The sequence below is a fragment of the Glaciecola sp. 1036 genome (assembly GCF_050306235.1).
Classification (GTDB): Bacteria; Pseudomonadota; Gammaproteobacteria; order Enterobacterales; family Alteromonadaceae; genus Glaciecola.
Map to the genome: position 1 here is coordinate 163319 of NZ_JBLWFH010000009.1, position 7724 is coordinate 171042.

5 protein-coding genes and 3 tRNA genes are annotated in these 7724 nt (G+C 40.3%); 6 read left to right on the forward strand and 2 right to left on the reverse strand.

All coding sequences use genetic code 11. The annotated features are described in order from the left end of the window. Positions 1–37: 37 nt before the first annotated feature. Entirely contained in the window at positions 38–2125 is a 2088-nt protein-coding gene (locus tag ACNKW3_RS14240; protein WP_427399976.1) for a M13 family metallopeptidase, read from the reverse strand. 341 nt (positions 2126–2466) lie between these two features. Then, positions 2467–3642, reverse strand: a complete 1176-nt coding sequence (locus tag ACNKW3_RS14245) for a GNAT family N-acetyltransferase (protein ID WP_427399977.1) — start codon at positions 3640–3642, stop codon at positions 2467–2469. A gap of 127 nt (positions 3643–3769) precedes the next feature. On the opposite strand from ACNKW3_RS14245, the gene ACNKW3_RS14250 reads away from it, so the two are divergent. The 6 genes from ACNKW3_RS14250 (at position 3770) to ACNKW3_RS14275 (ending at position 7724) form a co-directional block, all read left to right on the forward strand. Then, positions 3770–4210 carry a regulatory protein RecX gene (locus tag ACNKW3_RS14250; protein ID WP_427399978.1) on the forward strand — a complete coding sequence of 147 codons (441 nt, stop codon included), beginning with the start codon at positions 3770–3772 and terminating at the stop codon, positions 4208–4210. Between the two features lie 84 nt (positions 4211–4294). Next, on the forward strand, positions 4295–6892 hold the full coding sequence (alaS, locus tag ACNKW3_RS14255; protein WP_427399979.1) for an alanine--tRNA ligase: 2598 nt from the start codon (positions 4295–4297) through the stop codon (positions 6890–6892). A 163-nt stretch (positions 6893–7055) separates the two neighbouring features. Further along, entirely contained in the window at positions 7056–7247 is a 192-nt protein-coding gene (gene csrA, locus ACNKW3_RS14260; RefSeq protein ID WP_427399980.1) for a carbon storage regulator CsrA, read from the forward strand. Between the two features lie 154 nt (positions 7248–7401). Further along, positions 7402–7494 (forward strand) — tRNA-Ser (locus ACNKW3_RS14265). Positions 7495–7543: 49 nt separating this feature from the next. Next, a tRNA-Arg gene (locus ACNKW3_RS14270) sits at positions 7544–7620 on the forward strand. A gap of 30 nt (positions 7621–7650) precedes the next feature. Then, positions 7651–7724 (forward strand) — tRNA-Arg (locus ACNKW3_RS14275).

The window sequence follows — 7724 nt, forward strand, 5'->3', positions numbered from 1 at the left end:
GGGCCTATAAGCCCCTTTTTTTAGGTTGCAAATTTGCTTACCAAATACGCACTCTATCTTCAGGCGCAAGATATAAGGCATCACCTGGTTGAACATCAAACGCTTCATACCATGCATCGTGGTTACGTGGTGCTAGAGCTCGATATTGACCAGGACTGTGGGTACCTGCTCTTAATTGATTTAGCATACTTTCTTCGGTACGTTTTTCACGCCACACTTGTGCCCATGCTAAGAAGAAACGTTGGTCGCCTGTTAATCCATCAATCACTGGCGCTTCTTTGCCGTTAAGGCTTAATTTATAAGCATGGTAAGCCATGGCCAATCCGCCAACGTCACCAATGTTTTCACCTAAGCTGTTAGCGCCATTTACATGGTTGCCTTCAATTGGCTCGTAAGCACTGTATTGATCAATAAGTTGTTGGGTTTTGGTTTCAAAAGCAGCACGGTCTTCATCTGTCCACCAGTTAGTTTGAATACCATGAGCATCAGACTTAGAACCTTGGTCATCAAATCCGTGTCCCATTTCATGTCCAATAACAGCACCAGTTGCGCCGTAGTTTACAGCAGGATCGGCATTAGGATCGAAAAATGGCGGTTGTAATATCGCCGCTGGGAATACAATTTCATTATAAGAAGAATTGTAGTAGGCGTTTACAGTTTGTGGCGTCATAAACCAGTCGTCTTTATTGGTTGGTTTGGTTTCTTCTTCTACAGATTTTGCTCTAAAGAATTTGCGTAGAGATTGCACATTACCCATTAAGTCATGTTCGGATAAGGTTAAACCCTCATAGGATTCCCATTCATCTGGGTAGCCTATTTTAGGATTAAACGCTTGTAATTTAGCTTGAGCATTTACTTTAGTCTCTTCGCCCATCCAATCTAAATCTTTGATTCTTTGTCCAAGCGCAGTGCGTAGATTTTCCACCAATTCACTCATTTGTTGTTTGGATGATTCAGGGAAATATTCTTCTACATAGGTTTTACCAATGGCGAAACCCAACGATTGTGTGCTTGACATTGCATTGACTGCACGAATTTCTCTAGGGCGAGGTTCTTGCTGACCATTTAAGGTTTTGCCGTAAAAATCAAAGTTAGTTTGCAATATTTCTTGAGATAAAATAGAAGCATTGTCGCTGATTAAGTGATATTTCAGGTAATTTTTCCAGGTCGACAAAGGCTGTTCGTTAATCAATGCAATTAATTGTTTCACTGGCTCTGGATGATTAACGTTTAAATCTTGAGCTGCATAACCTGTGGCGGTAAAAAAGGTATCCCAATCGAAATTAGGATATTCACTTGCTAGGTCATTTCTAGCAATTGGATTTAACGTCAGATCACGGTTCCTTCTTTTTTCTCGCGGCCACAAAATTTCAGCGATTTTGGTTTCTAACGCAACAATCTCTTGAGCGACTTCCGAAGGATTTTCAATGCTTAAATATCCCAACATAGCTGCAATATTTTCTTGGTAAGCTGCTCTAATATTCTCGAAGCGTTCACCTTCTTGCAGGTAATATGAACGATCGGGCAGTCCTAGCCCTGTTGCACTTATAGATAACTGATATTTATCTGGATTTTTGCGGTCAATTGATAGGCCTGCAGCTATTGGAGAATTAGTGTTTAACAACCAATTTGAACCAAAAACCTTAGCAAGTTCACTTTGATTACTAATAGCATTAATTGTATCCACCATAGGTTGAAGAGGTGTGACACCTTTTTCATTCAACAACTCGGTGTTCATATAAGATTGATAATAGGCATTTATCAACTGTTGTTCTTCGGTTTTATTCTCAACGGAAGCGACTTTTTCAACGATTTCTTTTACTCTTTCGTCACTTAGATCACGTAATTTGTCAAATGCGCCAAATCGCGTTTTATCTGATGGCATTTCAAAATTGTCGTACCAAGTGCCACTCGCATAACCGAAGAAGTCATCACCAGGTTTGATATTGGTGTTTCTGGCGCTCAATTCAACGCCGAAACTGCCCAGTTCAGGTTTGCCTTTAGTGGTTTCAACACTAGCTTGTTGTTCAGTTGAAACTTGTTGAGTAGTTGAATTTTCTGGCTGAGAGCAAGCCGATAGGGCCAAGATTGGCGACAAGGCCAATACAATTAGTTTTAATTTCATTAATATACTTCCGTCGATTTTTATTATTGTAAAGCCAAATTATCTAACGAAGTGGAGACTATGCCAATACTGGAAACACGTTTTGTAACAAAATTAACTGAATTTTACAGCTGTCTAGCACGCCTAATCGGCGAGCCAACTGAACGAATAACGTCAATATGAGGGCCTGTAATACAGTGTGAATTTATTAGTAAATTTTCAGTACTGCATTTTCCTTGACCATTTTCTAAACAATACTCAAATTGGGTTTGCGTTTTTATTGGTTTAGTTACGCAGTTTAGGGAAACTGTTTCCAATCCCACCTTGATTTAAGCGGTTACACGTTAAATAGCAATTGATATCTATTCAAGTTTAAATGGAAGCAATTGCTGTGTTTCTTCATAATATTGCAGCATATGAGGAGCTTCTCTTTCCGTAAAATCTTTTACTGCATCATCAAACGCAGGATGACGCATTTTATGCATGGAGTAACAAAGTGTCGGGCGAAAACCCCGGGCAATCTTGTGTTCACCTTGAGTCCCGGGGTTAAAGTATTGAAGACCTTTTTCAATAGTAAATTCAATGCCTTGATAATAACAGCATTCAAAATGCAATTGAGAGATATCCTCTAGCGCCCCCCAATATCTGCCGTAAAGATGAGTGTTATCAAAAAAGAATAAAGCACCGGCTACCGTTTTATGGTTTTTGAATGCCATTACCAGCATTATGTGATCTCGCATGTTAGTTACCAAACCTTTAAAAAACGCTTCGGTTAGATAACCCGTATGACCTGAACGTTTTAAATAAGTCGCTTGATAGCACAAGTAAAAATCATCCATTAATTCCGGTGTGATTTCTTTTCCACTGAAACGTTTTATGTTTACTCCAGTGCTTACTGCTTCATTGCGCTCTTTGCGAATGGATTTGCGTTTACGAGATTTTAGATCATCTAGAAAATTATCAAAGCAGCCATAGTCTTGATTGTTAAAAACAAACTGTACATTTAACCGCGTATGGAAGTCATGTTGGGAAAAAATTTGCCGCTGGTTTTCAGGTATAAATAAAGCATGAAAAGAGCTGTGAATTGGCTCCATTTCAAGCCAATGTTGAGATAAAAGGTTTACCAAATCCTCTTCGGTTAGATTGGATTGTGGTTTTAGCAACATTTTATTCAGGGTTACAGGCGTAAATGGAATAGCGCAAAGTAATTTCGGGTAATATTCCAAACCATGTTGGTGATAAGCGTTTGCCCATGCATGGTCGAAAACATATTCGCCATAACTGTGGTATTTTTCATAACAAGGAATCAATGCAATTAACGACTGGTTCTGCCATATGCCGAAATGGTTAGGTTGCCAGCCAGTTTCGCCACCTACGCTTTGGCTTTTTTCTAAAAGTTCTAGAAATGTCAGGTTTACAAAAGGATCTTGAGCGGGTAATAGATTACTGGCGTCTGGCACTTGTTCCAGAAGTTGTTGAATGCTTTTAAAAAGGCTAATAGAAAACAAAGCTTTAGTTGTCAAAATGGTAAAAGTCACGCATATTTAATATCATAGAGCATAGTTCGATTGGTGTCTCGTCAAGTTTTTGCGTGTTGTCAAAAATGACCAAAGAATCTTTTAAAAGGCATCAATGAAAAAATACAAATTCTAAAACGGCTATAAAGTGCAGGATATCGACTATAATCAACAAACAAGACACACGATTACGCGTTTATTGGCGCGTCGAGAACATTCTTATAAAGAGTTAATGCAAAAACTCAGTGCAAAAGAGATTCCCTATGCCATTGCAGAATCAGAATTGCAGAAATTTGTCGATAAGAATATTCAGTCAGATGAAAGATTTGCTGTCGTTTTAACTCGCTCAGCCTATCACAAAGGCAAAGGTCCACAGTACATCATGCAACAATTGCAGATGCATGATATTCAATCCATATCTTTTGCAGAATTAGATACACAAGAATATGATTGGTTTGCCCTTGCTCAACAAGTGAGAATCAAGCGATTTGGTCAAGAAATACCCGATGATTGGACGTTAGTACAAAAACAAAAACGATTTTTGCAAACACGAGGGTTTACTATGGCACAAATAGAGGCCGCATTCTAACAATCTATATTTAAAACATGTCCGCTGTGTGCTATTGTTGCGGCGGAAATTTTAGGTTCAAAAAATAACACAACAGGAAGCTCAATGACACGCTCTACAGCCGATATCAGAAGCGCATTTATCGACTTTTTTGGCCGCCATCAACATAAAGCGGTGGCTAGCTCTTCTCTAGTACCTCATGATGATCCCACTTTGCTGTTTACCAACGCAGGCATGAATCAGTTCAAAGATGTGCTGCTAGGGCTAGAAAAGCGAGATTACAATAGAGCTGTATCCTCACAGCGATGTGTACGAGCAGGTGGTAAGCATAACGACCTAGAGAATGTTGGTTATACTGCTCGCCACCATACATTTTTTGAAATGCTGGGTAATTTTAGTTTTGGTGATTACTTTAAAAAAGAAGCTATTCATTTTGCGTGGGAATTTTTGACCGAAGAATTAAAGTTACCAAAAGAAAAATTACTGGTTACTGTTTACCATGAGGATGATGAAGCTTATGACATTTGGCACTCCCAAATCGGTATACCGGCAGAAAAAATTATTCGAATAGCGACCTCTGACAACTTTTGGTCAATGGGCGATACTGGTCCATGCGGCCCTTGCTCTGAAATTTTTTATGACCACGGAGAGCATATTTGGGGTGGTCCTCCAGGTTCACCTGAAGAAGACGGTGACAGATTTATCGAAATCTGGAATTTAGTATTCATGCAGTTTAATAAGCAAGCTGATGGTTCTATGGAACCGCTACCCAAGCCTTCTATCGATACAGGGATGGGACTTGAGCGTATCTCTGCCATTTTACAAAATGTGCATTCAAACTATGAAATCGATTTATTTCAGAGTTTAATCAAAAGTGCAGCAGATATTACTGGCGCTAAAGATCTGAATAACAAATCACTGCGCGTTATTGCTGACCACATTCGCTCATGTAGCTTCTTGGTTGCTGATGGCGTTATGCCGTCTAATGAAGGGCGTGGTTACGTATTACGAAGAATTATCAGACGCGCAGTTAGACACGGTTACAAACTTGGTTGTGAAGACGTATTTTTCTACAAATTGGTTGCAACCTTGGCTAATGAAATGGGAGAAGCTTATCCCGAGTTGGTCGAGCAACAAGCGTTGATTGAAAAAGTGCTTAAATTAGAAGAAGAGCAGTTTTCTAATACTCTCGCGAGAGGGATGGGGATCCTGACGGATGCCTTGAAAGACGTTGAAGGTAAGAAAATTCCAGGGGAACTGGCGTTTAAACTCTATGACACCTATGGCTTTCCGGTTGACTTAACGAACGATGTAGCGCGAGAGCAAGGCTTTGAAGTTGATCAAGAAGGCTTCGAAGCTGCGATGCAAAAGCAGCGTGAAATGGCGCAAGCAGCGGGTAAATTTGGTACTGATTACAATAGTTTGTTACGTACGGAAATAAGCACAGAATTCTCTGGCTATGACAGTGTGACGGGTGCGACAAAAATCTCTGAAATTTTTGTGAATGGAAAACCTGTAGAAAAAGTGTCTAATCAAGAGGCAACCCTGATTTTTACTAAAACACCATTTTATGCCGAATCCGGTGGTCAAGTTGGTGATACAGGAAGAATTATTGGGCGTAATGGCAATGGCGTCGTAAAAGACACACAAAAGTCGGGTAATGCATTTGCACATACCTGTGAAGTAACTGGAACACTTGCTACCGGTGATGAAGTCTCGTTAGAAGTCAATAGTGCTAGAAGGGAAGCTATAAAATTAAATCACAGTGCAACGCATCTTTTACATGCAGCTCTGCGTAACATCCTTGGTGACCATGTAAATCAGAAAGGTTCTTTGGTTGATGCTGAAAAACTACGATTTGACTTTTCTCATTTTGAAAGTATTAGCAGTGAACAGCTTACTGCTATTGAAAATGCAGTAAATGCCCAAATAAGAGCAAACCATCCGCTAAAAACCAAAATGATGAAATTAGATGAAGCGAAAGCTTCAGGTGCTATGGCATTGTTTGGTGAAAAATATGACGATGATGTGCGTGTTGTAAGTATGGGAGAATTTTCTACCGAACTTTGTGGCGGCACACACGTATCGAGTACAGGTGATATTGGTTTATTTAAAATAGTATCTGAAAGCGGAATATCTGCAGGCGTACGCAGAATTGAAGCGGTTACCGGTCAGGTAGCGCTCGATTACATGCATAAAGATGCTGATTTGTTATTTGCAGTTGCAAACTTGGTGAAAGCTGACAAGCGTTCGTTAGTTTCGAAACTTCAGCAACAAATACAAACCACTAAGCAGTTAGAAAAAGAATTGGACACTATCAAGCAAAAACTCGCTGGCCAGAAGTCAAAAGGCTTGTTAGACCAAGTGGTCGAGATTAATGGGGTAAAATTGCTCGCGACCGAACTAGATGGAGTGGAGCCTAAGGCGTTACGAAGCATCCTTGACGATTTAAAAAATCAAATTGGTTCAGGTGTAATCGCTTTAGGTCTTAAAAATGGACAAAAAGTAAACTTGATAGTAGGTGTAACAAACGATTTGACGTCCAAAGTGAAAGCAGGGGAATTGGTAAATCATTTGGCTACTCAAGTTGGCGGTAAAGGTGGTGGGCGTCCTGATATGGCGCAAGCTGGTGGATCTCAGACTGAAAAATTACATCAAGCGATAGCAAGTGCGAGCGATTGGCTCAAAGACTGCTTGAACTAAAGTATAATATTTGTGTGTTATCTTTTTGACAGATAATGCATATAAGTTCTTTTTACATGGCTTAGATTGGCGAAAACTGCCACCTTGAATTATAGTTTATGTAAAGTGTATAGAGATAGGCCATGCAGTATTGAAAAATGGTCTTTGATAAGGAGTTAATTAAATGCTTATTTTAACACGCAGAGTTGGTGAAACTTTGATGGTGGGCGATAACGTAACAGTAACAGTACTTGGTGTTAAAGGTAACCAAGTGAGGATCGGTGTCAATGCGCCAAAAGATGTCTCTGTGCACAGGGAAGAAATCTACATGCGTATTCAAGCGGAAAAAGGTAACGGCAACGTTACTAACGGATAAAAATTACCCAGCAATTCGCTGGGTTTTTTCTTTTTATAGCGCTTTCAACAGCTACTTCTGGGGTTGATTGGTGAAAAAACTATCAATCGCTAAATTCACACCAAAAAAACATTGACTTAGTATTCTGATTCAGTAAACTTTGCGCCCTAATTCAGGAGAGGTGGGTGAGTGGCTGAAACCAGTCCCCTGCTAAGGGACCATACAGTTTGTAGCTGTATCGAGGGTTCGAATCCCTCCCTCTCCGCCATTTTTGTATACCTTTGCAGATCGTATATAATAGGGAATTAGACTAATGCGCGTGCGTAGCTCAGCTGGATAGAGTACCTGGCTACGAACCAGGCGGTCGGAGGTTCGAATCCTTCCGCACGCGCCATTTTTTCTTCATCTGCACCAATTTCACTGCGCGTGCGTAGCTCAGCTGGATAGAGTACCTGGCTACGAACCAGGCGGTCGGAGGTTCGAATCCTTCCGCACGCG

Coding starts and splice junctions, on each gene's coding strand:
- csrA (WP_427399980.1), top strand. CDS start 7,056: ATGCTTATTTTAACACGCAGAGTTGGTGAAACTTTGATGGTGGGCGAT.
- ACNKW3_RS14240 (WP_427399976.1), bottom strand. CDS start 2,125: ATGAAATTAAAACTAATTGTATTGGCCTTGTCGCCAATCTTGGCCCTA.
- alaS (WP_427399979.1), top strand. CDS start 4,295: ATGACACGCTCTACAGCCGATATCAGAAGCGCATTTATCGACTTTTTT.